26 protein-coding genes and 2 pseudogenes are annotated in these 25,748 nt (G+C 59.3%); 14 read left to right on the plus strand and 14 right to left on the minus strand.

Annotated elements, in window-relative coordinates; translation table 11 throughout:
- Positions 1-48 precede the first annotated feature (48 nt).
- Positions 49-996, plus strand: a complete 948-nt coding sequence (locus tag ACZ9IU_RS25115; RefSeq protein WP_040125364.1) for a dihydrodipicolinate synthase family protein — start codon at positions 49-51, stop codon at positions 994-996.
- A 236-nt stretch (positions 997-1,232) separates the two neighbouring features.
- Entirely contained in the window at positions 1,233-2,615 is a 1,383-nt protein-coding gene (locus tag ACZ9IU_RS25120) for an MFS transporter (RefSeq protein WP_040125362.1), read from the plus strand.
- A gap of 12 nt (positions 2,616-2,627) precedes the next feature.
- Here ACZ9IU_RS25120 and ACZ9IU_RS25125 read toward each other — a convergent pair whose 3' ends face one another.
- Positions 2,628-2,792 (minus strand): hypothetical protein, encoded by a 165-nt coding sequence (locus ACZ9IU_RS25125; RefSeq protein WP_197569353.1) that lies wholly within the window; start codon positions 2,790-2,792, stop codon positions 2,628-2,630.
- Between the two features lie 582 nt (positions 2,793-3,374).
- Between ACZ9IU_RS25125 and ACZ9IU_RS25130 the strand changes: the two are divergent.
- A pseudogene (locus ACZ9IU_RS25130) lies at positions 3,375-3,611 on the plus strand (PIN domain-containing protein); the annotation flags it as partial.
- Positions 3,612-3,982: 371 nt separating this feature from the next.
- Here the strand turns inward: ACZ9IU_RS25130 and purU are convergent.
- The 6 genes from purU to ACZ9IU_RS25160 form a co-directional block, all read right to left on the minus strand.
- Positions 3,983-4,867, minus strand: a complete 885-nt coding sequence (gene purU, locus ACZ9IU_RS25135; protein WP_040125873.1) for a formyltetrahydrofolate deformylase — start codon at positions 4,865-4,867, stop codon at positions 3,983-3,985.
- A 114-nt stretch (positions 4,868-4,981) separates the two neighbouring features.
- A complete protein-coding gene (locus ACZ9IU_RS25140) occupies positions 4,982-6,064 on the minus strand; it encodes an ABC transporter permease (RefSeq protein ID WP_065814816.1) in 1,083 nt (360 codons plus the stop codon).
- 21 nt (positions 6,065-6,085) lie between these two features.
- The gene (locus tag ACZ9IU_RS25145; protein ID WP_157885332.1) at positions 6,086-7,639 is read right to left on the minus strand and encodes a sugar ABC transporter ATP-binding protein; all 1,554 of its coding nucleotides are present in this window, start codon (positions 7,637-7,639) and stop codon (positions 6,086-6,088) included.
- Positions 7,640-7,702: 63 nt separating this feature from the next.
- Complete coding sequence (locus ACZ9IU_RS25150; RefSeq protein ID WP_040125355.1) at positions 7,703-8,626, minus strand: sugar ABC transporter substrate-binding protein; 924 nt, start codon at positions 8,624-8,626, stop codon at positions 7,703-7,705.
- A 112-nt stretch (positions 8,627-8,738) separates the two neighbouring features.
- Positions 8,739-9,551 (minus strand): TIM barrel protein, encoded by an 813-nt coding sequence (locus tag ACZ9IU_RS25155; protein ID WP_040125353.1) that lies wholly within the window; start codon positions 9,549-9,551, stop codon positions 8,739-8,741.
- A gap of 157 nt (positions 9,552-9,708) precedes the next feature.
- Positions 9,709-10,740 (minus strand): LacI family DNA-binding transcriptional regulator, encoded by a 1,032-nt coding sequence (locus ACZ9IU_RS25160; RefSeq protein WP_040125351.1) that lies wholly within the window; start codon positions 10,738-10,740, stop codon positions 9,709-9,711.
- 171 nt (positions 10,741-10,911) lie between these two features.
- Here ACZ9IU_RS25160 and ACZ9IU_RS25165 point away from each other — a divergent pair, with 171 nt between their 5' ends.
- From ACZ9IU_RS25165 to ACZ9IU_RS25180, 4 genes are read left to right on the plus strand one after another with little or no spacing between them, the layout of a single operon-like run.
- Positions 10,912-12,003, plus strand: a complete 1,092-nt coding sequence (locus ACZ9IU_RS25165; protein ID WP_040125349.1) for a fatty acid desaturase family protein — start codon at positions 10,912-10,914, stop codon at positions 12,001-12,003.
- A 44-nt stretch (positions 12,004-12,047) separates the two neighbouring features.
- Positions 12,048-12,362 carry a MocE family 2Fe-2S type ferredoxin gene (locus ACZ9IU_RS25170; protein ID WP_040125347.1) on the plus strand — a complete coding sequence of 105 codons (315 nt, stop codon included), beginning with the start codon at positions 12,048-12,050 and terminating at the stop codon, positions 12,360-12,362.
- Position 12,363: 1 nt separating this feature from the next.
- Positions 12,364-13,584 carry an NAD(P)/FAD-dependent oxidoreductase gene (locus tag ACZ9IU_RS25175; protein ID WP_244447583.1) on the plus strand — a complete coding sequence of 407 codons (1,221 nt, stop codon included), beginning with the start codon at positions 12,364-12,366 and terminating at the stop codon, positions 13,582-13,584.
- 25 nt (positions 13,585-13,609) lie between these two features.
- A complete protein-coding gene (locus ACZ9IU_RS25180) occupies positions 13,610-14,404 on the plus strand; it encodes a 3-methyl-2-oxobutanoate hydroxymethyltransferase (RefSeq protein WP_040125345.1) in 795 nt (264 codons plus the stop codon).
- 110 nt (positions 14,405-14,514) lie between these two features.
- Here the strand turns inward: ACZ9IU_RS25180 and ACZ9IU_RS25185 are convergent, their stop codons facing one another.
- Together ACZ9IU_RS25185 and ACZ9IU_RS25190 are read right to left on the minus strand one after the other, a co-directional pair.
- Entirely contained in the window at positions 14,515-15,423 is a 909-nt protein-coding gene (locus ACZ9IU_RS25185) for an alpha/beta hydrolase (RefSeq protein WP_051900588.1), read from the minus strand.
- A complete protein-coding gene (locus ACZ9IU_RS25190) occupies positions 15,396-15,647 on the minus strand; it encodes a hypothetical protein (RefSeq protein WP_040125343.1) in 252 nt (83 codons plus the stop codon). The genes ACZ9IU_RS25185 and ACZ9IU_RS25190 overlap by 28 nt, the downstream gene beginning before the upstream one ends.
- A gap of 485 nt (positions 15,648-16,132) precedes the next feature.
- Between ACZ9IU_RS25190 and ACZ9IU_RS25195 the strand changes: the two genes are divergently transcribed.
- Together ACZ9IU_RS25195 and ACZ9IU_RS25200 are read left to right on the plus strand one after the other, a co-directional pair.
- Entirely contained in the window at positions 16,133-17,275 is a 1,143-nt protein-coding gene (locus ACZ9IU_RS25195) for an epoxide hydrolase family protein (protein WP_040125341.1), read from the plus strand.
- 79 nt (positions 17,276-17,354) lie between these two features.
- Positions 17,355-18,185, plus strand: coding sequence for an endonuclease/exonuclease/phosphatase family protein (locus ACZ9IU_RS25200; protein ID WP_040125339.1), 831 nt, complete (start codon positions 17,355-17,357; stop codon positions 18,183-18,185).
- A gap of 922 nt (positions 18,186-19,107) precedes the next feature.
- Here the strand turns inward: ACZ9IU_RS25200 and ACZ9IU_RS25205 are convergent.
- The gene (locus ACZ9IU_RS25205) at positions 19,108-19,311 is read right to left on the minus strand and encodes a cold-shock protein (RefSeq protein ID WP_040125337.1); all 204 of its coding nucleotides are present in this window, start codon (positions 19,309-19,311) and stop codon (positions 19,108-19,110) included.
- Positions 19,312-19,766: 455 nt separating this feature from the next.
- On the opposite strand from ACZ9IU_RS25205, the gene ACZ9IU_RS25210 reads away from it, so the two are divergent.
- Positions 19,767-19,892 carry a hypothetical protein gene (locus tag ACZ9IU_RS25210; RefSeq protein WP_258718730.1) on the plus strand — a complete coding sequence of 42 codons (126 nt, stop codon included), beginning with the start codon at positions 19,767-19,769 and terminating at the stop codon, positions 19,890-19,892.
- Between the two features lie 13 nt (positions 19,893-19,905).
- Here ACZ9IU_RS25210 and ACZ9IU_RS25215 read toward each other — a convergent pair whose 3' ends face one another.
- From ACZ9IU_RS25215 to ACZ9IU_RS25230, 4 genes and pseudogenes are all read right to left on the minus strand, one after another.
- A complete protein-coding gene (locus tag ACZ9IU_RS25215; RefSeq protein ID WP_040125335.1) occupies positions 19,906-20,214 on the minus strand; it encodes a hypothetical protein in 309 nt (102 codons plus the stop codon).
- Positions 20,215-20,424: 210 nt separating this feature from the next.
- Positions 20,425-20,529 (minus strand): annotated as a pseudogene (locus ACZ9IU_RS25220) (DNA polymerase IV); the annotation flags it as partial.
- 97 nt (positions 20,530-20,626) lie between these two features.
- The gene (locus ACZ9IU_RS25225) at positions 20,627-21,268 is read right to left on the minus strand and encodes a 3-oxoacid CoA-transferase subunit B (RefSeq protein WP_040125333.1); all 642 of its coding nucleotides are present in this window, start codon (positions 21,266-21,268) and stop codon (positions 20,627-20,629) included.
- On the minus strand, positions 21,268-21,981 hold the full coding sequence (locus tag ACZ9IU_RS25230) for a CoA transferase subunit A (RefSeq protein ID WP_040125332.1): 714 nt from the start codon (positions 21,979-21,981) through the stop codon (positions 21,268-21,270). The genes ACZ9IU_RS25225 and ACZ9IU_RS25230 overlap by 1 nt, the downstream gene beginning before the upstream one ends.
- Before the next feature lie 77 nt (positions 21,982-22,058).
- Between ACZ9IU_RS25230 and ACZ9IU_RS25235 the strand changes: the two genes are divergently transcribed.
- The 4 genes from ACZ9IU_RS25235 (at position 22,059) to ACZ9IU_RS25250 (ending at position 25,664) form a co-directional block, all read left to right on the plus strand.
- Positions 22,059-22,649: a helix-turn-helix transcriptional regulator gene (locus ACZ9IU_RS25235; RefSeq protein ID WP_244447582.1), complete on the plus strand. Its 591-nt coding sequence runs from the start codon at positions 22,059-22,061 to the stop codon at positions 22,647-22,649.
- A gap of 233 nt (positions 22,650-22,882) precedes the next feature.
- Entirely contained in the window at positions 22,883-23,629 is a 747-nt protein-coding gene (locus ACZ9IU_RS25240) for a TetR/AcrR family transcriptional regulator (protein ID WP_244447581.1), read from the plus strand.
- 297 nt (positions 23,630-23,926) lie between these two features.
- On the plus strand, positions 23,927-24,874 hold the full coding sequence (locus ACZ9IU_RS25245; protein ID WP_040125328.1) for a 4-hydroxy-tetrahydrodipicolinate synthase family protein: 948 nt from the start codon (positions 23,927-23,929) through the stop codon (positions 24,872-24,874).
- 10 nt (positions 24,875-24,884) lie between these two features.
- Positions 24,885-25,664, plus strand: coding sequence for an SDR family NAD(P)-dependent oxidoreductase (locus ACZ9IU_RS25250; RefSeq protein ID WP_040125326.1), 780 nt, complete (start codon positions 24,885-24,887; stop codon positions 25,662-25,664).
- Positions 25,665-25,748 lie beyond the last annotated feature (84 nt).

Genomic DNA, 25,748 nt, shown 5'->3' on the forward strand with positions numbered 1-25,748 from the left:
TCGCTGATCGCAAAGGCGGACAGCGGCTATCTAGGAGGAGAAAAACCTATGCCACCGATGGATCTGAGAGGTCTGAGCCCGGCACCCGTTACCGCGTTTACCCGCGACGGAGAGGTCGATTATCCGGCCAATGCCCGTATTGCCAAATGGCTTGCAGGCATGGACGGCGTCAAGAGCCTCGTTATCCTTGGCCATGCCGGCGAAGGCACGTTCCTGACCGAGGAAGAGCGCCTGAAGCTCATCCGCACCTATGTCGAAGCCGTCGATGGTCAGGTTCCGATCATTGCTGGCATCACCGGCGAGGGCACCAAGGTTGCCGCTGAAGAAGCCAAGAAGTGCAAGTCTGCCGGCGCGACGGGTGCTCTTGTCTATCCGAACCATGGCTGGCTGCGTTTCGGCTTCCAGAAAGGCGCCCCGCAGGATCGCTACAAGGCGATCTGGCAGGAATCGGGCCTGCAGTGCATCCTGTTCCAGTACCCGGATGCCACCAAGGCTTCCTACGACCTGGACACCCAGCTTGCTATCGCGACGCAGGATGGCGTCGTCGCCACCAAAAATGGCGTTCGAAACATGAAGCGCTGGTACGTCGAGATCCCGGAACTCAAGAAGGCCAACCCGAACCTGCAGATCCTGAGCTGCCATGACGAATGGCTGTTGCCGACCATGTTCGATGTCGATGGCCTGCTTGTGGGCTACGGCAATATCACACCGGAGTTGCTGATCGACCTGATCAAGGCAGGAAAGGCGCAGAACTATCCGGAAGCCCGCCGGATCTTCGAACGTCTCCTTCCAGTCACCCGTGCCGTCTACCACCGTGGTTCCCATATGGAAGGCACCGTCGCCCTCAAGCTTGGGCTTGTCCATCGTGGCGTGCTTGATCATGCCACGATCCGCGAGCCCCTGAAGAACCTCGGCGAAAAGGCCGAAGCGGAGATCTTTGCAGCCTTTGATGCTGCCGGCATCGGCCGGGTTGAGCAGCTTCTGGCAGCCGAGTGACTGAGGACGCCCCCGCCTCTCGAGCGGGGGCTCCTAGCAGGGAGGGGATTGCGGCCGCATGGGGAGTGATGGGCCGCGGTCGCACCGTCTGTCACGCTGGTGCCTGATTAGCCGATGAGAGAGCCATGCCTTCCGGATCCACAGCGACACCATGCCAAAGGGTCCCGAAGTTTAAGACATCCAACGCGTAGGTTCGACGCCAGGCTGGGAGAGTAGGCCGGGCAGAGGGAGGAAACATGAATATCGAACAACGGATGGCCGCGCCGTCGCCGGCCGTCGATACCCAAGCTGAAATCAGCGCCCGCCTAGAACGGCTGCCAGTGACCCGGGAGGTCTTCTGGGCTCGAAATATCGTCGGCGCAGCGACATTCTTTGACGGCTACACCGTCATTGCCATAGCCTATGCCATGCCGGTTCTTGTCCGCGAATGGGGTTTGACCCCGGGACAGACGGGCATGATCCTGTCGATGGGTTACCTGGGGCAGTTGATCGGCGCCATTTGCTTTGGCTGGCTTGCCGAGCGGATCGGTCGTCTCAAAGTGCTGCTATTCACCATCCTGCTCTTCGTCAGCATGGACGTCGCATGCCTTTTTGCGGCCGGTGCCGGCATGATGATGGCATTGCGTTTCATTCAAGGCATCGGAACCGGTGGAGAAGTTCCGGTCGCGAGTGCATATATCAACGAGTTGATCAGCTCGAAGGGGCGGGGCCGCTTCTTCCTGCTGTATGAGGTCATGTTTCTGCTCGGCCTCGTCGGCGCAGGCTTGATCGGCTATTTCATGGTCCCAGCCTATGGCTGGAAGGCGATGTTCGTCGTCGGCCTGATCCCGGCCGTCCTCATGATCCCGCTGCGCTGGTTCCTCAATGAATCACCTCGCTGGCTCGCCGCCAACGGGCGCTATGAGGAAGCCGACCGCATCGTCACCACGCTGGAGAACAGCGCTCGTGCCGCCGGCAAGGAACTGCCGGAGCCGAAAATCATAGCCGCCCCCGTAGGTCGTCGATCGGACTGGCGCGAACTTTTCCAGGGCATCTATCTCAAGCGCACACTGTCAATCTGGGCGATGTGGTTCTGTGCCTATATGGTCGCCAATGGGACGATCACCTGGCTTCCGACCCTCTATCGCCAGACATTCAACCTGCCGCTGGAAACTAGTATCCTATACGGGTTTATCACCTCGGTCGGTGGCGTGATCGCGGCCGTTATCTGCGCATTGCTCATCGACAAGGTCGGTCGCAAGCGCTGGTACACCGGTGCCCTTCTGATCGCACCGGTCCCGCTTGTCATCCTCGCTTGGCTGGGTGCGACGTCGGCAACACAGGTCCTGATCCTGGCCGGTCTCGCCTACGCCATCGTCCAAACCGTGACTTTCTCGCTCTACCTCTATTCCGCGGAAATCTACCCGACCCGCCTTCGTGCCATTGGCACGGGAACAGGCAGCGCCTGGCTTCGTCTCGGATCCTCCGCGGGCCCTATCGCGGTGGGTTGGGTCATGTCGTCGATGGGCATCCAATATGTCTTCGGCGCGTTCGCAGCGATCCTTCTCGTTGGCGCCCTGGTGACGGCCTTCTTCGCGGTCGAGACCAAGGGTCAGGTCCTGGAGGAACTTTCGCCATGATGCCCTGATGCGCTAGCCATGAATAAGCGTAGGGATCAAAGGCTCGGTGATACGCCCCATAATAGTTGCGTCGGAAGCGCGGCCACTGCCGCCTGCCGAGCCGGTCATCTTTTCGAAATAGGCGACGACGAGGTCATCCTTGGACGGAAAATGATTGTCGAACGTCGATTTGGCCAACGCCGGCTTCCGCGATGTTGCTGTCAGTGCCGACAGCGCGGATGGCTCCTTCGTAAAAGAGCCGGGTCACGGCGTCGAGCACACGGCGACGCGTCGAAGAGAAACTAGTGACGCTCGATCATTCAATGCGGGTTAGTTTTTCGCGAGTGAGAGCGACCTGGAAAGTTCCATCCGACAGAAGCTCAACGAGATACCCATTGGACGTATAGTAAATAACCGCTGGGGGCGCTTGGTCGCCGGCAGAGGGGTCAGCCTCCCGTGTAGCCTCTATAACCATCACCATGGAACCTCTTTCGTTCAAGCAGCTAATCAGTTGCTCCCGTGGGCCCATCATGTCGTCCGTCCTGTTGTCCACCCGGAATGAGCTTAGAGAGCGAACCGGCGGGGAACAAGTACAGGCTTGGAAGAGACGGCTATATTGTCCGTTAGAACACCTCGGCTTCGACAGGCGATGCTTCCTGCGCCGGTTACGCTCGTGATGCTGGCTTGAAATAGGCGGTGAACTTAACCATCAGAATGGTTCGACGGATCGGCCTTGGGCGGCAATTCTCCCGGGCGGATGACGCGCGAGTTGCTGGGATCCGGGGTTGGAGGCTGGAAAACACAGTTCTCACAGCATTTTCCGGCCGTATTCTACCGTTGGACGAGGCGGCAGCCGTCAAGGCCGCCCAATGGCATGTGCCCAATCTCAGACCGATCAATGCCGCCTATATTGCAGCGACAGCCTTCACCCGACGTATGAAGCTGGTGACTCACAACATCAAGGACTTCAAGGATATGGAAGTGGCACTCGTGAACCCGTGGGACACGCCGGCCTAGACCCATCTTCTGCGGTGGTCAGCATTGCTATCGCATCTGAGCTCGTTACGCGGTGCATATAAGAGTAGGGACCGGTCGCAGCGATCAGGCCCCGGTGTCGACGAGGGCGCTCACAAACGAGCTTCGCAACGACCTCTTCTGGGCTGACCACGGCGCAATCCGGAGTCACCGTGCGATGTCTCGCTCCCGCTTTACCCGCTGGCTGATCTGCAGAACTTCCTGAAGACCCAAGGCACCAGGCAGCCTTTCAGCGTGACAGGCGCGGAGCGAGACCTGGTTTGCGGTGGCCAGAAGTCTCGAGCTTCGTCTCTGCAGAGGTTTCTGCTCCGATCACCAAGGACGCCGCCCTTCCGTCGACGACAATGGTCATGTTACCCCATCCGCTCGGAGGCATAGGAACCCGGGCTTGCCGGGAAGACGACGGTACGATGTCCGTTGATGAAGGTGCGGTGGTGGATATGGGCGTGGATGGCGCGCGCCAGCACCTGGCTTTCGACGTCGCGGCCGAGAGAGACATAGTCTTCCGGAGACTGCGCATGGGTGACGCGCACGGTGTCCTGCTCGATGATCGGACCTTCGTCGAGATCGGCGGTGACGTAATGCGCGGTGGCGCCGATCAGCTTCACACCACGTTCGAAAGCCTGCTTATAGGGATTGGCGCCCTTGAACGACGGCAGGAAGGAGTGGTGGATGTTGATGATCTTGCCGGACATCTTCTGGCACATCTGATCGGACAGGATCTGCATGTAGCGAGCAAGCACGATGAGTTCGGTGCCGGTCTGCTTGACGAGGTCCATGATGCGCGCTTCGGCCTCAGGCTTGTTGGCCTCGGTCACCGGAATATGATGGAAGGGGATATCGTGATTGACCACGACCTTCTGGTAGTCGAAATGGTTGGAGACGACGCCGACGATCTCGATCGGCAGGGCGCCGATCTTCCAGCGGTAGAGGAGGTCGTTGAGGCAGTGGCCGAAGCGCGAGACCATCAGCAGGACCTTCTCCCGCCTGGCGGCATCATGCAGGCTCCAGTTCATGCCGAAACGCTCGGCGATAGCGGGGAAGCCCTGTGCGAGCTTCGCTTCATTGGCCTCCTTCTCGGAGATGAAGGAGACGCGCATGAAGAACTTGCCCGTGTCGAGGTCGTCGAACTGGGAAGAATCCACGATGTTGCAGCCTTGATCGGCGAGATAGCCGGAGACTGCAGCGACGATGCCGCGGGTCGACTGACAGGAAATGGTCAAAACATAGGTCTTCATGGTCATCTCGTGAATGGCCTGTGACGGCGTCATCTCAGTTGCAAGACGGGTGCATAAGGTGAGGCGGTGCAGGTTGCTCGGAACCAGCACCGCCTCGGCGCCTGGGGAGGTCCTTCAGGCGCGGGATTTCTTGCGTTGGCGGTGCACGTCAATGACGACTGCCGCGACGATGATCGCGCCCTTGACGATCTCCTGGTAATAGGCGCCGACCTTGAGGAAGGTGAAGCCGGAGGTCACCACACCGAGAATAATCGTGCCGATTACCGTCCCGGTGATCCGGCCGACGCCGCCGGAGAGCGAAGCGCCGCCGATGACGGCCGCGGCGATGGCGTCGAGTTCGAAGGAGACGCCCATGTTCGGTTGGCCGGACTGGGCGCGGGCAGCGAGCATGACGCCGGCGAGGCCGGAGAGAAGGCCGGCGACCGCATAGACCTTGATCAGGTGCTTGCCGATATCGATCCCCGAGACGCGCGCAGCCTGGCTGTTGGCGCCGATGGCATAGGTGAACTTGCCGTAGCGGGTATAGGACAATCCGATGTGGAAGATGATTGCCACGACGAAAAAGACGATGACCGTTCGCGGGACGGGAAAGCCCCAGAGATTGAAGCTCTGGCCGAGCCAGGCGAAGTTTTCGTTGAGCAAAGCGACGGGCTGGCCTTCGGTATACCATTTGGCCAGGCCGCGGACTGAGACCATCATGCCAAGCGTGGCAATGAAGGGCGGAATGCCCGTCTTGGCGATGAGAAGGCCGTTCAGAAACCCCAGGAATGCGCCGAGCAGCACGCCGACCAGAAGCGGCCAGAACGGGCTGGAATCGATGAACCAGTCCAGGCCGAAAGCGGCGTATTCGGATTGCAGGAAGACGGCGCGGGCATTCAACGAGGTCTGGGCGAAGCTTGCAGCCACCATGGCGATAAACCCAACCATGGAGCCGGACGAGAGATCGACGCCGCCGGTGATGATGACCTGTGTCACGCCGACCGCGATGATCCCCGTGACGGCGACCTGAAGGACGATGATGGACAAGCGCTGCTTGTTCGCCAGAAAGCTTTCGCCCACGACGTACCAGCCGATCACTTCAAAGATAAGGGCGATCCCGATCAGGACTGCCAGGATCGAGAATTCCGGCGGAAGTCGCCGAATTTTCTTCAAGCCCGTCTTGGAGGTCTCCCCCAGTTCGTTGATGGCATCAGACATGATATCCTCCCGACTGTGTCGTCAGCGCGACGCCAGCTCCATTATCTTGACTTGATCGGCTTCGGCCCTGTCCAGGATGCCCGTGACCCGCCCCTCGTGCAGCACGACGATGCGATCACTCATGCCGAGCACCTCCGGCATCTCCGACGAGATCATGATGATCGCCACACCTTGGCCCGCGAGCTGCGAGACCAGCCGGTGGATTTCGGCCTTGGCGCCGACGTCTATGCCGCGGGTGGGTTCGTCGAGAATCAGGATCTTCGGATTGGTCATCAGCCAGCGACAGATCAGCACCTTCTGCTGGTTGCCACCCGACAGGTTGATGATCGGCTCCCGCATGTCGGGCGTGCGGACCCTGAGGCGGTTGGCCATGTCGGTGGCCGCCTTCCGCAGCTTGTCTTGCTGCACGAAACCGAGCTGCACATAACGCTGTTGCAGCACCGCCATCTGCGCGTTTTCCTGGATGTCGAGCAGCAGGAAACAACCGGTCTCCTTTCGATCCTCCGTCAGAAACGCCATGCCATTAGCCATGGCGACGGACGGCGATGAGACGGTCAATTGCTTGCCGAAGAGTTCGATCGTCCCGGAACTTGCAGGCGTCACGCCGAAGATCGTCTCCGCGACGTTGGACCGGCCCGAACCGACGAGGCCGGCAAAGCCGAGGATTTCGCCGGCCCGGAGATCGAAGGACACGTCGCGGAAGACGCCGTTCAGCGTCAGCCCTTTTACCGACAGCACGACGTCGCCGATCTGCGCCGGTTCTTTTGGGAACATCTGGGTGATCTCGCGCCCGACCATCATGCGGATGATGTCTTCGCGGGTTACCTCCGAGGAATTGCAGGTCGCAACGTACTTGCCGTCGCGAAAGACGGAGAATTCGTCGGCGATCTCGAAGAGTTCGTTCATCTTGTGGGTGATGTAGATGATGCCCTTTCCTTCTCCGCGAAGGGAGCGGATAATCCGGAAGAGGTGGTTCACCTCCCTCTCGGTGAGGGCTGATGTCGGTTCGTCCATGATGAGGACATCGGAATCGAAGGATACGGCCTTGGCGATCTCGACCATCTGGCGGTTGGCCACGCTGAGCTTGCCAACCTTGATTTGTGGATCGATTTCGATCCCGAGGCGCTCAAACAGCGCGTCCGTTCGACGGTTCATTTCGGCATGGTCCACGATACCGAAACGCCCGAGCGGCTCTCGGCCGATCCAGATGTTTTCCGACACGGTCATGGGCGCCATCAGATTCAGTTCCTGATGGATCATCGCGATTCCGTTCTGGAGCGCGTCGAGCGGATTCTTGAGACGGATGTCTATGCCACGCAGTTTGAATGAGCCGCTGTCGGGCGTGTAGATGCCGGCGAGGATCTTCATCAGCGTGGACTTGCCGGCGCCGTTCTCGCCCAGGAGGGCATGCACCGTCCCGCGTTTCAGCTTCAGCTGCACATTGTCCAGAGCAACGACACCTGGAAATTCCTTGCGCACGTCCTCGACTTCAAGAAGATATTTGCTGCCCGGGACAGCGCCGCTCCTGCGAACGGCCTCCATGGTCTGCGGACTGATGATGCGTTCAGCCGACATGGCGGTCCTCCTCCACGAGAGTGATCCGCTGCCCCGCAAGGCAGCGGATCGGCCTATCCTCGGTTAATTCTTCGTCGTGAACTTGGCCATGTTTTCGGGCGTCACGAGCTGGAACGGGATCCAGACCTTGGCGTCCACTTTCTCACCCTTGGCGAGCTTTATGGCAGCGGCGACCGCGCCCGAGCCCTGACCGAAGGCATCCTGGAAGACCGATACGTCCAGATTGCCCGCCTTCATATAAGCGAGCGCTTCCTGCGTGGCATCGATACCCGCAACGACCACGTCCTTCATATCCCAGCCGGCAGATTTCATGGCGTTGATCGCACCGATCGCCATGTTGTCGTTGTTGGCGATGACAGCAGCCGGCTTGCGACCGGCCGCGATCCAGTTGGTCATCAGGTCCTGCGCCTTGACCGGATCCCATACGGCGGTCTGCTCGTCGAGAATCTTGATGCCCTTGCAGTCCGGCGTCGCGATCACGTCGTGGATGTCCTTCGTGCGCTGGACGGCAGCCTGGTTGGCAAGATCACCGACCATGACAAGGATATCGCCCTTGCCGCCCAGGATGCGACATACTTCCTTGGTCTGCAGCGTGCCTGACTGAACTTCGTCAGAGGCGACGAATGCCCCCTTGGCACCAAGCTTGTCCACGTCTGCCGGCATCCGGTTGACGTAGACGATCGGGATGCCGGCATCGTTCGCCAGCTTCGTCATCGGCGCCGTCGCCGTGGTATCGACGGCATTGACGATGATCGCATCGACCTTCGAGGCGATGAAGTTCTGGATCTGGGAAAGCTGCTTCTGAACGTCATCATCAGCGATTTCGATCTGGACAGGCTGCTTCGCATCGGCTGCAGACTTCTCGATACCCTTGCGCAGAACTGTCAGGAACGTATCGGAATTGGCCATGGACACGCCAATATTGCCTGCATAAGCACTCGATGCCATCAGGACGCCGAACACGGCACTCGCTAAAAGTTTCTTCATCTCTTCCTCCTCTGAAACGGTGCCCGGCGAACACCTCAAAAAGCCGGTCGCCTCCTCCCCGAAGGCAATCTCACGAACCGGTCCGGTCACTCCCACCGCATCGGTGAAGACATCAAAGTCTGTCCCGGATCAGCTCCATGCTGCTGCGGATCATCGTTTGCGGATCGCTCGATGCGTGAACGGATGACGCGAACGGTTCGAACGACAGCGGGCCGGAATAACCAGCGTCGATGAGCGCACGGATTTGACCGATATTGTCCAGCCGGTCCCGTGCCGTCACCATCACGCGATGCGGGTCTCGCATGGCGTCGATGCTGACTTCCTGATCATCGACGCCTGAAATGTGGACCAGCCCCGTCAAGTCCGGAAATATGTCCGGCTCGCCAGCGAGCACGTGGTGAAACGTGTCATGAACCAGCTTGAAGCTCTCGCGGCCATCGATCGCGACAATCGTTTCCGCTGCTTCTTTCTTGGAGCGAAGCGAGCAGATCTGGAAGCCGAGCGGCTCCACGAGGCCGATGAGGTTATTGGCCCGCAGGATAGGTTTCAGCGCCTTGAGCGCAACGCGTAAATTCCCCTGACGCTCACCCTCCAGCCTACCGCTTTCATCGTTGACGGGCACGAGGACCAGGGCTTTTGCGCCGCAGGCAGCGGCATAGGCGGCCAGTTCCCTGGCTTCCGCTTCCCGTTCCGGCGTCCATTCGTTGAAGCGCTGCAGGGCATTGATCGAAATGATTTCGGTTCCGTGCGCCTTTGCAAGGTTGCGGACCGTTTCAGGTGAAGTCCCGTCGAGTATGGCATTCCCGACAAGGTCGTTGCGGATCTCGAATTGCCGAACACCGAGCGATATGCCCAGTTCGAAAAAAACGCCGAGCGGCATGTGTGGCGCAACCATGTGGTTGAGCGCGAAGGTAAGCGCGGCCATGAGTTCTCCCGAAGTTTGGCGCGGCCGGCTTTCCTCCTCCGTCCCGCTGAATGAAGTCATCAGGTTTCGTGGCGTTGGTCAAAGAGGAAATAGCAATATTCCGTTTCATTCATGAAAGAATTTGCGGATTGATATGATGGATTTCCATCATCGCAGCTCAGATGTTTTCCGGCACGTAAATTTCGAGCGGCAGGAAAGTCTGGCCTGGCGCCGTCGCGGGACCGGTATCCACCGCCTCGACCATTAGCTGGACCAGTTCGCGGCACAGATTGGCAAGCGGTGTCGCGATCGCCAGGGTCACGATCTCGTCGGCCAGCGCTGCGCGGGAAATTGGCGTCAGTTCGTTGACGACGATAACATGCTTACCGCCGAGCTTTTCTTCTCGGATGGCGGAGATGGCGCCCTCCATTCCGCCGCCGGCAACATAAAAACCCACCAGATCCGGATGGCGGTGCAGCAGATCCAGCGTTGCTTCGTGGGTGATTTCGACCGTTTCCAGGTTCACCAGCGTGTCCAGAACCTCGAAATCGGGAGCGTGTTCGCGAAAGTAAGACCGAAAGCCGATCTCGCGCAGTTCGTGACCATGAAAGCGGTGACTGCCGACGAAAACAGCCACCTTCCCAGGGCTTTTCGCAGCCTTCGTGATCATCCAGGCTGCCGTCCGACCGGCCTTGCGGTTGTTGAGCCCGACATAGCCCTCGCGGATGCCGGAGGCGAAATCGGACAGGAGTGAGAATACCGGGATGCCTCTTGCCTTCAGTTCCTCCGCGGCCACCGTCAGGGCCGGATAGTCCGGGGATGTCATGGCGACCGCCTGATTCCTGGCGCCAACCTCTTTCAGCTTGTCGGCCAGTTCGCTCGGTGTCTGATTGGCGCAGAATTCGATCTGTGCCACGCCGCGAATGCCGGGATGGTTTTGGACGGCGATCTCCAACTCCCGCTTGAAGCTCTGGTAGAAATGGTGGTTGGGCTTCTGCAGGATGAAGCCCAACCGGTATTGCGGCAGGCCCTCGAACACGCGCTGCCGTAGCAATCCGACGGCATGGAAGCCAATCTCGTTTGCCGCGTCATAGACGCGCCGCGCCGTGTCCTCGCGCACCTTGTGGCGCCCGTTCAACACGCGGTCCACGGTTGCGACACTCACTCCCGCAGCCTTGGCCAGGTCCGCGATCGTTGGTCTCGATCCCATTTGCTCCTCCCTCAAGTGAGATCTTTCTATCATGAAGTAAGTCAAGAATGATAGAGTTTGATAGAATATATCATACGTGGATTGTGATCCGTCAGAACAACGATAATCCTCAAGATCAGATTCCATGCGGCGCCTTTGATGGCAACGCTTCGAAACCGATGGAGGAGATCGATGGCGAGGACAGCGGCAAAGCGTGACTATAGCCTGCTTGGACGCGATGCGCAGGCAGCGGTGGCCAACGGGCTCGCGGCGGCGCAGTGGTATCATACCGAGGTCCCGCGCAAGCAGATGAAGGAATTGATGAAGCGGGAGGATGGGCCAGCCCTCCGGGACACGGCGATCTGGCTCGGCTGTATGGCCGTCTTTGCAGGGCTTGGCATCTATTTCTGGGGCAGCCTCTGGGCGATCCCTTTCTTCCTCGCCTACGGCGTGTTCTACGGGTCCGCCTCGGATAGCCGCTGGCATGAATGTGGTCATGGCACGGCGTTCAAGACGATGTGGATGAACAACATTGTCTACCAGATCGCCTGTTTCATGATCATGCGCAATCCGGTGACCTGGCGCTGGAGCCATACTCGGCACCACACCGATACGGTCATTGTCGGCCGGGATCCGGAAATCGCGGTGATGCGTCCGCCGGATCTCCTGCGGCTGATCCTCAATCTGTTCGGCCTGCTGGATGCCTGGCATGCGGTGATCGACATGGTCCGCAATGCGTTTGGGGTCATCAGCGCCGAAGAGAAGATCATCATTCCGGAGACGGAGCAGCCGAAGGCGATCCGCGTCGCGCGCATCTGGCTCGCGATCTATGTGGCGACCGTTGCGCTTTCGATCGCCGTGAATTCGATCCTGCCGTTGATGCTGATCGGCATGCCGCGCCTTTATGGTGCCTGGCACCATGTTATGACCGGCCTGCTGCAGCATGGTGGCCTTGCCGACAACGTCACCGACCACCGGCTAAACAGCCGCACGGTCTACATGAACCCGATCAGCCGCTTCATCTACTGGAACATGAACTATCACGTGGAGCATCACATGTTCCCGATGGTGCCCTATCACGCGCTGCCGAAGCTGCACGCGATGATCAAGGACGATCTGCCGGTACCGAACCCGTCGATCCTCGACGGTTATCGCGAGATGATCCCGGCCTTCCTGTACCAACTCCGAAACGAGGATTACTTCCTGAAGCGCGAGTTGCCGCCAACGGCAAAGCCCTATCGCGAAGACTTCCACAGCGACGCCATGGCGCCGGCGGCGGAATGACGCCGGCGTCCGAGAAGACAAGTCATAAAGGGGAGGAGAACCCGATGAGCACCTGGATCGACGTCTGCGACAAGGACGAGATCGACGAAGAGGATGTCATCCGCTTCGACCACGACGGCAAGAGTTACGCCGTCTTTCGCAGCCCGGAAGACAGTTTCCACGCGACCGACGGACATTGCACGCACGAGAATGTCCATTTGGCCGATGGACTGGTGATGGATGACATCATCGAATGTCCGAAGCACAACGGCCGCTTCAACTACAAGACCGGCCAAGCCAAGGGCGCCCCTGTCTGCGTCAACCTCAAGACCTATGCGGTCAAGGTCGATGGTGGCCGCGTCTTCATCCAGGTCGGCTGAGATGGGTGACAAAGGCATGGTGATCGTCGGTGCCGGCGAAGCGGGCGTGCGGGCGGCCTTTGCCCTGCGGGAGCGAGGCTACCGGGGGACCGTCACGCTGATCGGTGATGAGCCGCATCTCCCCTACGAGCGTCCGCCCCTGTCGAAGGCAGGCGAGGAAGCCGAGACCGTTCGGCCGATCGTGGCAAACGAACGTTTTACCGAGGCGGGGATTGCCTTTCTGCGAGGACAGCGGGCTATCTTGGTCGAGCCGGCATGCCATGCGCTGCTGCTGGAAACCGGCGAAATGCTATCCTACGAGCGGCTGCTGCTCGCAACCGGCGCCGCTCCGCGCCAATTCCCAGGCCTTGCCACAAGCGATCGCGTCCATGTGCTGCGGACCCTCGAGGACGCATCCGCCATTCGTCGCCACATGCGGGAGGATGGCCGCCTGGCCATTCTCGGCGGTGGCTTCATCGGGCTCGAACTGGCCGCGATGGGCCGGAAACTCGGCACGGCCGTCACCCTGATTGAGGCGCAACCGCGTGTGTTGATGCGCGGCGTTCCCGAAAAGCTTGCGCTCGCCTTGCAGGCACGGCACGCGGCAGAAGGCGTGGAACTGCTCTGCGGCGTGGGCATCGGGACCATCGCCGATGGCGAGAGCGGTGTTGCCATCGGGTTAGCCGATGGTCGCCAGATCAAGGTCGATGCGCTTGTGGTCGGGATCGGCGCCCAGCCCAACACCCGTCTTGCCGCAGAAGCAGGGCTTGCGATCGACAACGGCATCGCCGTCGACCGCTATCTGGCGACCAGCGATCCGCACGTCTTCGCGGCCGGCGACTGCTGCTCCTTTCCCGTCGCCGCCTATGGCGGCCGGCGCGTCAGGCTCGAATCCTGGCGCAACGCGCAGGAACAGGGCAGCGTCGCGGCGGCCAACATGCTAGGAGAGGTCGCACCCTTCGACGCGGTGCCGTGGTTCTGGTCGGACCAATGCGACCTGACGCTGCAGGTAGCCGGCCTGTCCGACGGCGCAACATCGACCGTCGGTCGGACGCTGTCGCCGGAGGCCGAGATCCTGTTTCATCTCGATGCGGACGGGCGATTGCTGGCCGCCAGCGGACTTGGCCCCGGCGGTGCCGTTGCCCGCGACATTCGGCTTGCCGAGATGCTGATCGCCAGGGGCACGCGCCCCGATCGCGCTGCACTCGCCGATCCTTCGGTCAAACTGAAATCCCTTCTGTGAGCGCCTGGCGCCAAAGGATGCACCGATGAAATCCAACCGTCCCACCGTTGCCGATATCCTGGCGCTCAAGGGCAAGCGCCAGCTCAGCATGCTTCGTGTCGTCACGCTCGAGGAGGCGGAAGCCGCCGAGAAGGCTGGGATTGAAATGGTCTCCGTGCCGCCGGCGCTCCTTGGGCCTGCCTTCCGCGAGGTGGCGCCAAGCGTCTTTGCCGTGCCGGGCCTCGAATATGGCGACTTCGTCACCACGGAGGAATATCTGCGGGCGGCCTTCAAAGCGATGCGCGCCGGTGGCGACGCCGTCTATTGCGCGGCAAGCCTCCGGATCATCCGGGGGCTCAGGGACGAGGGTATTCCCGTCTGCAGCCATGTCGGCCTCATTCCCTCGAAGGCAACCTGGACCGGTGGCTTCAAGGCGGTCGGCAAGACGGCCGACAGCGCGATGGCGATCTGGAATGCCGTCAAGGCCCTCGAGGAGGCTGGTGCCTTCGCCGCCGAAATCGAGGTGGTTCCGGCCGAAATTGCCTCGCTGATCAGCGCCCGGACGTCTCTCTTCATGATCTCGATGGGGGCGGGCGCCGGTTGCGATGCGCAATATCTTTTTGCCGATGACGTGCTCGGACAGAACCGCGGGCACGTGCCCCGACATGCGAAGACCTATCGCAACTTTGCTGCCGAGTTCGACCGCCTGCAGCACGAGCGCATCGCAGCCTTCCGGGAATTCCGCCGGGATGTCGAGAGCGGAGCCTATCCGGCAGAGCCGCACAATGTCGGTGTGGCAGGCGAGGAACTTGCCCGTTTCCGCGATATGATCGACGGCTGATCGAGCCACAGGAGGTGGCATGAAAGAGGCCGCGCCCGCTGAGAGAACGGATCACTCCGCGACGATGTTGTTGAACCTGTCAATCTCGTGCTGGGTGAGCGGCATACAGATCAACCGGAAGAAAACGCTGCGTCGCCGAAGAATTCGGCCAGCACCTTCGTCGTTTCGATGGGATACTCTTCAGGAAAAAAGTGGCCGCCCGGCATCGAATGACCGACGACATCGCCTGCGAATTGTTGCCACAACGCCAACGGCCCTCCGTCATTGGTATACCAGGTGGCTAATGCACCGGTTCCGCTCCAGAGGGCCATGAGTGGGCAACGAATACGGCGTCCGGCGATTTGATCTTGGACGTCATGCTGGCGATCGACGCTTGCTGCAGCACGATACTCCTCGCAGATCGCGTGAACATGGTCTGCATTTCTGAGCGCCTCGACATAGGCCTCTCTGATCTGTGGCGGGAACACCGCGGCGGAAGATCCCCAGCCTGTGAGCGCATCGTCGATAACGGCCTCCGGTGCACCTGCGATCAGCCTCTCCGGCAAAGGCTCGGCTTGCGCCAGTAAGACCCACGGCCAAAAGCCTAACGCAAATCGGTCATCAGCTTGATCCCAGACGGTGGAGGTCGGGACAATATCCAGAACGGCAAGCTTTCTTATCACCGCCGGATGATCGAGCGCCATGCGGTAAGCGACACGGCCGCCCCGGTCATGGCCACCGATCATGAACTCGCTGAAGCCGAACTTTTCCATAAGCTCGACCATCTCGGCCGCCATCGCGCGTTTGGAATAGGGGAGGTGATCGGGGGTGGAAGGAGGGCAAGCGCTGGCGCCATATCCACGCAGATCGGCACAGATGACGGTGAACTCGGAGGCAAGCAGAGGAGCGACGTCGCGCCACATGAGATGGGTCTGTGGGAAGCCATGCAGCAGGAGAAGCGGCGGGCCGCTCCCGGCAACGGTGGTGAATATCGATCCACCCGACACGGAAATTATTTGTGCATGGCTGTGGTTCGGCATGTTGCTTCTCCTTGCAGCGTCATCGTCACTCGTGCGCTCAGTTGAACGGCCAGCCGGGTCCCGGCATTGGTTACTTCGATGGAAACGATTTGACCGGTGCCGGCCATCTGATTCATCTTGTCCATACCGAGCCACTGCGCGGTGGTGATGAAGAGGGTCGATCGATCCTCGCCGCCGAGCATACAGGCGAAAGCGCGCCGATCGGCCTTGACCTCGTCAAGCATTTCACCGCCTTCTCGTACTCGGTGGCAATACCCCTAGACGCGATCGATTTTTCCGACCTTGCGAACAGCACGATCGGTTTTCCTCGGCGGTCGCCCGCCTCTTCATAGGCGAGATTAAGATGGGGGCGTTTTGATGTATTTCGTCATGAGCATGAAACCAAAGTCGTCCAACACGTGTTTTAAATCTTTCCCAGGTGAGCCGCAGTGCATCGCTGGTCAGCGATCAGCAATGCCACTCCGCATGTTGGCCCACCTGCCGAAGTCGCAATTCGCTACAACGATCAGGGGAGAGGCTGGTTCCCCTCTCGCCGCGGCGACGCGTTGAAGGGCGAGAGGGAGACGATCATCGATGACACGTGTCGGTGAATGTCGATTGGCGCCAGTGCGCGCTCACCTGGGCGCGAAGCGAGCAAGATTATTCTTCGACCTGTGTGGCCAACGTATTTCAGCGGGCGCCTGAACGCGTTGCGGAAAGGATAAAGGGAATGGCAACACCGTTCAAAGTCGACTGGTCAGATGAGGCCTTCGATGCATTGAAGGCGCGGGTGCGATCATATCGTTTGCCTGACCAGCCGGATGATTCCGATTGGTCCTATGGCTGTGATCCCCAAACCCTGCGCGAACTCTGTGCCTATTGGGTTGACCGCTACGATGTTGATGCGATGGTCAGAGATCTCAACTGCTTTCCGCAGTTCACGATGGAGATTGATGGGCTGAGGCTTCATTTCGTTCACGTTCGAGGCGAGGCTGAGGGCAAGCGGCCACTGCTCCTGATCCATGGCTGGCCCGGCTCGACTTACGAATTCTGGCCGGCGGTGGAAGCCTTGGCGTTCCCATCCCGTAACGGTGGACGTGCCGAAGATGCTTTCGACCTCGTCGTCCCATCGCTGCCGGGCTACGGCTTTTCTGCGAAGCCCAACCAGCCGATCAGCCCGCGGCGCATCGGTGCATTGTTCAACGCGCTGATGCGCGAGGTCCTGGGGTACGATCGCTACCTCGTTCATGGGACTGACTGGGGTGTAGTGATCGGTCCATGGATGGCGCTGGATCAGGCCAATTCGATCCGCGGCTTGCATATTGATTATCTCGGCACTGTCCCTGAGGACGCGCCGCAGGATGACACCGAGCGACGATGGATGCAGCAGTTTGCGGACTATGAGAAGCGGCTGGGTGCCTATTCACACCTTCAGTCCACGCGGGTACAGTCACTCGCCTATGCGATGCATAACAATCCCGTGGCCCAAGCCGCCTGGCTCCTCGAGCGCTTTCACGATTGGGCCGACCTGGGCGAACGATCGATCATCGACGTGTTCGGTCACGACCGATTGATCACCAGCATCATGCTTTATGTCATGACCGACACGTTCGCGACATCGACGTGGATCTACACCGCCTCGGAGCGAGAGAAGAGCAAGATGCTACCGAAAGGCCGCCGGATCGAGGTGCCTACCGGTTATGCCTCCTGGCCCGATCCGAGGCACCCAGCGCCGCCACGGTCCCTCGTCGAGCGCACCTGCAATCTAGTCCACTGGAGCGAACAACCGCGCGGCGGCCACTTCCCACCCACCGAACAACCGGAGGCGTTCGTCGCCGATCTGCGCGCCTGGGTACGCGGGATCGCCGCGTGACCTCCTGTGCCAAGCACAATGCTTCCACGACGCGAAAGCGCGTCAGGACGTTACTCACTACAGAGGAGTTCGTGATAAAATGCGTATCCGTGTTGTCACCCTGAATGTGTGGAATACACAAGGCGATGCGCGCAGGATTTCTCTGATTAATCAGGAATTGCGGGCGCTTCAACCGGATATCATTTCGTTGCAGGAAGTCGTCCAGTCCGAAAATATCCGGATGCTTGACGAAATCCTGGAAGGATTGGACATCGGGTCGATCCATCAAGTGGACCTTCAACGATTTCTTCCGCCCTTTGCCGATCAATATGGTGGGACAGCGATTGCGAGCAAGTGGCCGATGCGGCCGCTAGAGGCGCTGGACCTTCGGCTCGCTGAAGCACCCGATGTGCCTTGGGCGACGCTGGCTGCCGCCGTCGATGTTCCCAATGAGGGCGAAATGCTTTTCATCGCTGCGACGACCGCGTGGCGTCCGAGCGCAGAAGCGGCTCGCGAACGGCAGGTACAGGCGATCGTTGATCTTGATCTCCGCCATCGCCGGGCGCTCCCGACCATTATTGCCGGAGATTTCAATGCCGATCCAGATTCGTCAAGTATGAGATTTCTGACTGGTCGTCAGTCATTGGGCGGCCGAAGTGTGCTCTACCACGATGCCTGGGAAATTGCGGGGGAGGGAGTGGGGTTCACGTGGACCAGTGACAATCCCAATGCAAAGGCAGGCATCGATCAGATCATTCGACAGTCGGAATATCATCGCCGGTTCGACTACGTCCTTGTTGGCTCCTGGGATGGTCACCCGAAAGCCCATGCGCTTGTGCATTCCGCGCAGGTCGCCTTTGACAAACCACGGGATGGAATTTGGTTAAGCGATCATTTTGGTGTGGTCGCCGAAATTGACGTGGGCCTTTGATGGGATGGACGGCAAGGCCGTGACCTTCTCATCGATCTCTTCGCAAATCCGAGATACCTGGCTCTTGAAGATACCACTCATGATACCACTCATGCCCACCGCCTTGACCAGATCGCGCGACACAAGCCCCTTTGAGGCCGCCGGATTGAAAGTGATCAATCCATGGTCCCAATGAAGGTGATATTCAGCTAGGTGTCCTTGAGTCCGATTTCCACCGCGACCGCCGAAGAGGAAATGTCCGAAAACCGTTCGGAAGTCCTACTCATCGCCGCGGAGGATCCAGCGTTGGAAGAGACTTCGCGTGAGCGGCCGCTTCGCCGGAGTAGGGGAAATCCTCACCGAGCTGGCGGTCGCCGTCATAAACTTTGAAGGTCGGTCCCTCGAGCTCAACAATCCTATAACCGTTGACGTACTCGACCTTTGGCGTTTTCCATCCCATTATCAGCTTCCTTCTTAGAATCTTTACAGCCGCAGCTCGGGCTCGCCGGCAGGCTACAGCATTCTTTGTCCCGGAATCGCCAAGACAACTTGCACCCGCCCATGTTTATCAGGAGGGGTGCTGAACGGCTTCGATCTCATCGACCTGGTTGCGAAGTGCGGCCGGCGGATTGCGATCAGCGTCACGCCCGGCCGCCGTACCGACCGCGAACTCCGCTCCCCGCACCTAGTCAGTCTCTCCCGAAACTTTATCAGATCTCGCAGGGCATCGTAGCCCTGTCCTGGACCCTACCCGTCGGGACCTCGCTGGCAAGCTAACGGCTCGCTTGTCCACCCTACATCCAATCTCAGCAGGCTTGCTATTCCGGCGCGCTGATCTCGTCGATGTACCATATGGATCAGCTGGCTCGTTGACGAGACTGCCAGCTTAAGCTGAACAGCGCTTCCTGGCAGAGCCCTGTATTTCGCGAAGCCGAGTTCTTAGTCAAAGAACCGAAACGTTCTCTGCTTTTGATTTCCCGGTCTTGCGATCTTGCCCCAGTTCGAAGCTGACCTTGTCGCCTTCACGGAGCGATCCGCCGCGCTCGAGTGCGGAGACGTGGACGAAAACGTCCTGTCCGCCATTCTCGGGCGTGATGAAACCAAAACCCTTGTCGTCGTTGAAAAATTTCACTGTACCAGTCGCCATGAATACCTATTCCCGTGTTCGCAGAGTTGTGAGCGCACTCTATAGCGGGATCACCGCCATGGATACAATGATCGTCGCGAATATCTCCGCGCGCAGGCGTGCGAGCGACCTGTTCGTCGCCCTGTAGATAAAGCCAGTTTCGAACGGGTGCTCTAGTAGGCAGTCCTGATGAAGCCGCTCAATCGACCGATCGCGCAGCTTCATCCCTGCGTTAACTCGCCCTTTCCTGAACCGCTGGCCGTCCCGTCCGTTCAATGGGGATCGGTATCGTGTCTGCAACTCACAAGTTATGGCTTCCGCCACTTGCTAACTCTCCTAAGCAATCATGGACGGGAGTGCGGGTCGGAGAAGAAGTCCAGCTGGTGTGCCTTCCTGTGTAAAAGTGAGACGCAATTAACCTCTCAGTAACGAAGCCGGAGCATGAGTCTGGGGCTCAATCGCTGAGAGGTTTTGTTATGCGTGTTCCCGGTGGTGCTGTGCTTTTGGTTATCCCGATTATTGCGGTGCTGCTGTTTGGCGCGTCGCTCGCTTGGGACCAGCTCGACAAACTTGATCCCATCGTGACTGGCACGATCCGGTAGAAAGACATTTTCCTCACGTGCTGTTCTTGACACGGCTACGCCGCTGCCGGCGCTCGGTCGAAAGGTCGGGCAGATTGCCATCCAACTGCAGGCCGGTGTGGTCGCGGTCATCCGCCGAGAATTCTCTTTCGATTTCCTTGATCGCCTCGTCGAGCCTGTGCAGTTGGATCAGCAGAGAACCATCCCCAGCAGGCATGTCTGCGCGTGTAAGAAGCCGTTCTACTGCGCGGCGGGCGGAAGCATAGATACGTTGCCGCCCTTCGACCGTGGCGTCGCTGGAGCGCTGGATGGCTTGGCGGAGTACGGAAATAAGTGCTGACATAGGATCCTGGCCGCGATGAGAGCACGAAGCTAGGGCCAGATTGTCAGTCGTCAATCGTGCGAATTCGCGCTAAATCCAACTGTTTACTATTTCCAAGCCCCGATCGACGCATAACTGGCTCGAGGGGCTATTTCCTGAACCAGACATCCCGCATAGGTTTCCGCCGGGCGCTTCGCCGTTCAACCTTTCCTGTTCAGAAAAGCTCGCGGCCTAAAGCGGCAGCCGCAGCTGCGATTCCGCGGCCGGTGCTCGCCGTTCCAGAGAGGACAGGGTGACGCTGAGCAGGCGGATCCCTTTTCGCGGTGGGAAGATTGGGTGCGAGCAGCAGGCCGACCACGTTCCCACCGATCAGGAAGAGATCAGCTCCGGCATGGGGCGGTCACCTCGCGGGATGTATCGCCCCATGCGACGATCAGAGACCGACCCTGAAATCAGCTCTGGTCTTTGCCTTGATTTCTTCCAAGGTCACTCCGTCTGCCATTTCGATCAGCACCATTTCCGGAGCGCCCGTTCTTGCGATCGTGAAAACGCCGAGGTCGGTGATGACGAGATCCACGACGCGCTTGCCTGTCAGCGGAAGATCGCATTCCGGCAAAAGCTTCGACTCGCCCTTGGCCTCATGCTCCATCAGTACCACGACGCGTTTGACGCCGGCGACGAGGTCCATCGCGCCGCCCATGCCCTTGGCCATCTTGCCCGGGATCATCCAGTTCGCGAGGTCGCCGTTGCTGGCCACCTGCATGGCGCCCAGGATCGACAGGTCGATGTGACCGCCGCGGATCATCGCAAAACTGTCGGCCGACGAAAAGAAGCTCGTCATCGGCAGTTCGCTGACCGTCTGCTTGCCGGCATTGATGAGGTCGGCGTCGACTTCATTGTCGAGCGGGAAAGGGCCGATGCCGAGCATGCCGTTTTCGCTCTGCAGCACGACATTGATCCCGTCGGGAATGTGGTTGGCCACCAGCGTCGGAATGCCGATGCCAAGGTTGACGTAGAAGCCGTCCTGAAGCTCACGCGCTGCGCGCGCGGCCATCTGGTCGCGTGTCCAAGCCATTACATCGCCTCCGTCTGTACGGATCTCACGGTCCGCTGTTCGATATGTTTCTTCGCATCGGGAACATGGAGAATTTTCGAGACGAAGATGCCCGGCGTATGGATATGGTCGGCGTCGATCTGGCCGACGTCGACGAGATGTTCGACCTCGGCGACCGTGAACTTGCCCGCGGTCGCCATCATCGGATTGAAGTTCCGGGCCGTCTTGCGATAGACGAGATTGCCTTCGGTGTCGCCCTTCCAGGCATGGACAAGCGATACGTCCGCGGTCAGCGCCATTTCCATGACATGTTGCTCGCCGCCGAACTCCCGGATCTCCTTGCCCTCCGAAATGATCGTTCCGACACCCGTCTTTGTGAAGAATGCCGGGATGCCTGCGCCGCCTGCGCGTATCCGTTCGGCAAGCGTGCCCTGCGGATTGAACTCGAGCTCGAGTTCGCCGGACAAAAACTGTTGGGCGAAGAGCTTGTTCTCCCCGACATAGGACGAGATCATTTTCCGAATCTGTCGCGTTTCCAGCAACAAGCCGAGGCCTATCCCATCGACGCCAGCATTGTTGGAGATGACCGTGAGATCCTTTACGCCGGACAGCTTGACGGCCTCGATCAGCGTTTCCGGTATTCCGCAAAGCCCGAAGCCTCCCGACATGATCACCATGCCGTCCTTCAACACGCCTGCCAGCGCCTCAGTGGCGCTCGATACTATCTTTCGCATCCCGACCCTCCCACGAAATTAGGTTACTGCGAAACTAAGGCTTGATCAGCCCCGGCGACTAGCCGTATTTATACTGCATGCCTGAAGCTCCAGCATCAATCGCGGATCCGGATCAGAGCCATCGGTTTCTGCTGGCCGATATGCCGGTGCCGATGGTTTATGCAAGGCATCGCATTATTCGCGATTGTAACGTCGAATTCGCGACGCTTTTTGGGCTTCGCCGGGAAGAGATCCTGGACACCAGTTTTGCACGGCTCTACCCGAAGATCGCAGACTTTGTCCGCATTGGTCATTTGTGGCGCAGTCATCTGCCTGCCGGGCAGGTTTTTTATGACGAACGGATCATGACGAGGGGAGATGGCGGACGCTTCTGGTGCAGGGTGAACGGCCGTAGCCACCATTTTGCCGATCCGTTCGCCGAAGCACTCTATTGTTTCCAAGCGATCAACCGGCCGATCAAAAGCTCCGATCCTACCTTTACCGACCGGCAGCACCAGATCATCACCCTGGTTGCCCAGGGAAAGAGTAACGCAATGATCGCTGACGAACTCGGACTTTCGAAACGTACCATCGAATCTCATCGCGCCCGGCTTATGCAAGCCGTAGGCGTACGCAATTCGGCCGAGCTGGTAGCCTGGTTTACGGCAGGTCATAAACGGCAAGGATGAGTTCATTCAATCTGGCCGAGTAGAGGTCATATCCTCAGTCAGGCTTCTTTCCCAAACAACAAGGTCGGCGCCATCATCTGCCCAGGATGAGCGCCGAGTTATGCTGGCGGGGCGGTTTTCGTGCGGGACGGTATCAAACGCCATTTTGCCGCTGCCAAATTGACCGGTGTGGACTGCGGTGCCAAGCTTGATGACGGCCCCACAAATCCTCATGCTCCCAAAAATTGCACTTGATGGCCCCCGTCGGTCCGCTACAAAACGACGACGATAGCCGCGAAGCAAAGAATTTGGGATGTATGGTGAAAAAGGCAGATAACGGAACGTCCAGCGTCAATCGTGCGGATGAGCCGCGAGAGCGTATTGTCGCGGCCGCGCGCGAAGTGTTTATCGAGCAGGGATTTGATCTGGCGACCGTTCGCGACATCACGAGGCGGGCCGATGTGAATGTTGCTGCCGTCAATTATTATTTCGGCTCCAAGGAGGATCTCATCAGCGAGGTGCTTAACCTGATGATGGAGCCCTATACCCATGCCCGGATAGAGGCTTTGGAAAAATGCGAGGCCGCAGCTCGGCCGGGATTCCCGGTCTTGGAGGAAGTCGTCGGGGCTCTTGTCCGACCGATGGTACAGTTCAGCCGCGACGCCTCGGGCGCACGCCCTCTGACGCGGCTGATCCTGCAGGTCCGTTCGCGGCCGCGTGAATCGACCAACCGTTTTTTCATACGCCGCGTCGATCCAGCCGTGTTCCGCTTTATTGATGCCTTCAGTCGAGCACTCCCGGATATGCAGCGCCGCGATATTTTCTGGCGTTATAATTTTTCGATTGGCGCCATCATGCAGGTCCTGATCGATTCGGACCCAGCATCGTACCGCCTCAAGCAACTGTCCGGCGGCCTTTGCGATACCGATGATGATGAAGAGATTATCCGTCAGCTCTCGCGGTTTATCTGCATCGGGTTCCAGGCGCCTGCCATCGGGTGATGATCTCGGATCTCGACCTACAGCTGAAAGTTGCGCACGATGAGGTATGCTTCAGTTTCTATTCAAAATCGGATCTACGCTGGATGATAATCTTTTTTATTGCCTTTTGAGAAAAACGTCAGGGCATATATTTCAAGGTTAGACTGTTTTTCCAATTATTCCTTCAATCGCATTCTGGTTTTTCCAAAGTCACCGGCTGCTGCTTGATTCTTGGGCGGTTTGACCGATTAAAATCATTGACTCCAGCTCGTCTCAAATTATGTTTCAAACATTGTTTAACATTCACGGAGTCCTGCAATGACTGCTGCTGCCCCGAAGATCACCGGATCCTTCGTTGCCTTGATCACCCCATTTGACAAGTCAGGCGCCGTCGATATGGGTGCATTCCGCGAATTGCTTTCCTTCCATGAGGCGAACGGCACCTCAGCCGTCTTGATCATGGGTTCGACCGGCGAGGTATCCATGCTGTCGGCCGAGGAGAAGAAGAAAATCATCGTCGAGACGTCGAAAATGAAATCGGCCAAGATGCCGATCTTCTTTGGCTGCACTGGCAACAACACCGACGTTACGATTGAAAATGTGAAGTTCGCCAAGGATAACGGCGCGGACGGTGCCATCCTCGCGGCTCCAGCCTATATCTGCGCCCCGGAAGCCGACATCGAAGGTTATTTCTTGGAGGTAGCCGACGCAACCGACCTGCCCCTCGGGCTCTACAACAACCCGCCGCGCGTCAAGAGCGACCTACACTGGGACCACCTGCTGCGCATCTTCAAGCATCCGAACTACGTCATTCACAAGGAATCTACTGCCCGTGTCGGCCAGGTTGCCCAGGTTCTCGCCGCGCGTCCGGATATTTCGGTCATGTGCTGCGACAGCCCCAATCTCGGCCTCGTCGTTCCAACAATGAGCCTTGGCGGCCATGGCACCGCCAATATGGGCGGTAATATTGCCCCGGCCGAAGTGGCGGTGATGTCGCGTCCGTGGACGAGTTATGTCGAGGCGGAAGGGTTCCGCGACACCTATTTGAACCTTCTGCCGCTGCTGCACTACAATTACTCGGCGATCAATCCGGTGGCCGTGAAATCGCTGATGAAGGCCGTCGGGCTGCCGGCTGGCGAACTGCGGCGGCCATTGACCGGCCTCGAAGGCGAAGCGCTCGCAAAGGGTATCCGCATCGTCCAGGACCTCGGCCTCGACAAGAAATATGGCTGGAAGCTGCAGCCCGCTTCCGCCTTGGCAGCCTGAGGCCCGGCCGATGGATCTCGGGATTTCCGGTCGGAATGCCATCGTTACCGGCGCAAGCCGAGGCATGGGCAAGGCCGCCGCAATGGCTCTCGCGCGGGAGAACGTGGATCTGGCCATCATCGCCCGCACGCCCGAAACACTGCAGGCGACAGCCGCAGAAATCCGAGCGGCTACCGGCGCCCGCGTCACCGCCGTCGTTGGCGATATTACCACGCTTGCCGGTCGTGAGGCCGTTCTGTCCGTCTGCCCAAAACCGGACATCCTGGTCAACAACGCCGATGGCGAACTGCCCGGTGATTTCCGCAACTGGTCTCGTGAGGACTGGTTGCGGGGCATCGATCGGATGATGCTCACGCCGATCGACATGATGCGTCTGACCGTCGACGGAATGATGGCCCGCGAGTTCGGCCGTATCGTCAACATCGTGTCGCGCAGCGTCAAGATTGCCCAGGCCGAGCTTGGCATGTCGAATGCGGCGCGCTCCGGCCTCGTCGGTTTCGTCGCGGGTCTGGCTCGGCAGACGATCGCCCACAACGTGACGATCAACAATGTGCTCCCGGGCATCGTCGCTTCCGACGGCCAGCGCCAGCATGTCGAGGTACTTGCGCAGGAAAGCGGCCGCTCTTTCGATGAAATCTGGGCCGCACGTGCGGCACAGAATCCGGCCGGCCGCTACGGGCGCCCCGAAGAAATTGGCGCCTACATTGCCTTCCTCTGCTCGGCGAATGCCGGCTTCGTCACCGCTCAGAACCTGCTGATCGATGGCGGACAATATCCCGGAACATTCTGACAACCAGAACCAGGCAGATGACCTCCGCCACTGACCGCAGTGAAATATCTGACGATGCATACAATGACTTTCGACTGCATACAT

The sequence above is a fragment of the Mesorhizobium sp. USDA 4132 genome (assembly GCF_056279545.1).